A 672-nucleotide genomic window follows, 5' to 3' on the forward strand; every position below is an offset into this window, starting at 1 on the left:
CTAGCTTCAAGTATGACGGGCTGATACTGGGCCGGCAGGCGCTCCATTGCCCAGTCGGCAGCGACATCCTTCGGCGCGATTTTGCCGGTTACTGCGCTGTACCAAATGCGGGACAACGTAAGCACTACATTTCGCTCATCGCCAGCCCAGTCGGGCGGCGAGTTCCATAGCGTTAAGGTTTCATTTAGCGCCTCAAATAGATCCTGTTCAGGAACCGGATCAAAGAGTTCCTCCGCCGCTGGACCTACCAAGGCAACGCTATGTTCTCTTGCTTTTGTCAGCAAGATAGCCAGATCAATGTCGATCGTGGCTGGCTCGAAGATACCTGCAAGAATGTCATTGCGCTGCCATTCTCCAAATTGCAGTTCGCGCTTAGCTGGATAACGCCACGGAATGATGTCGTCGTGCACAACAATGGTGACTTCTACAGCGCGGAGAATCTCGCTCTCTCCAGGGGAAGCCGAAGTTTCCAAAAGGTCGTTGATCAAAGCTCGCCGCGTTGTTTCATCAAGCCTTACGGTCACCGTAACCAGCAAATCAATATCACTGTGTGGCTTCAGGCCGCCATCCACTGCGGAGCCGTACAAATGTACGGCCAGCAACGTCGGTTCGAGATGGCGCTCGATGACGCCAACTACCTCTGATAGTTGAGTCGATACTTCGGCGATCACC

General features: G+C 53.7%; 1 protein-coding gene. It reads right to left on the bottom strand.

Annotation, left to right across the window (positions count from 1 at the left end):
• On the bottom strand, positions 1–671 hold a 671-nt coding region (locus ABZJ92_RS22115; protein ID WP_001334793.1), incomplete at its 3' end, for an AadA family aminoglycoside 3''-O-nucleotidyltransferase.
• Position 672 lies beyond the last annotated feature (1 nt).

The sequence above is a fragment of the Shigella sp. FJ200513 genome (genome assembly GCF_040495915.1).
GTDB lineage: Bacteria > Pseudomonadota > Gammaproteobacteria > Enterobacterales > Enterobacteriaceae > ECMA0423.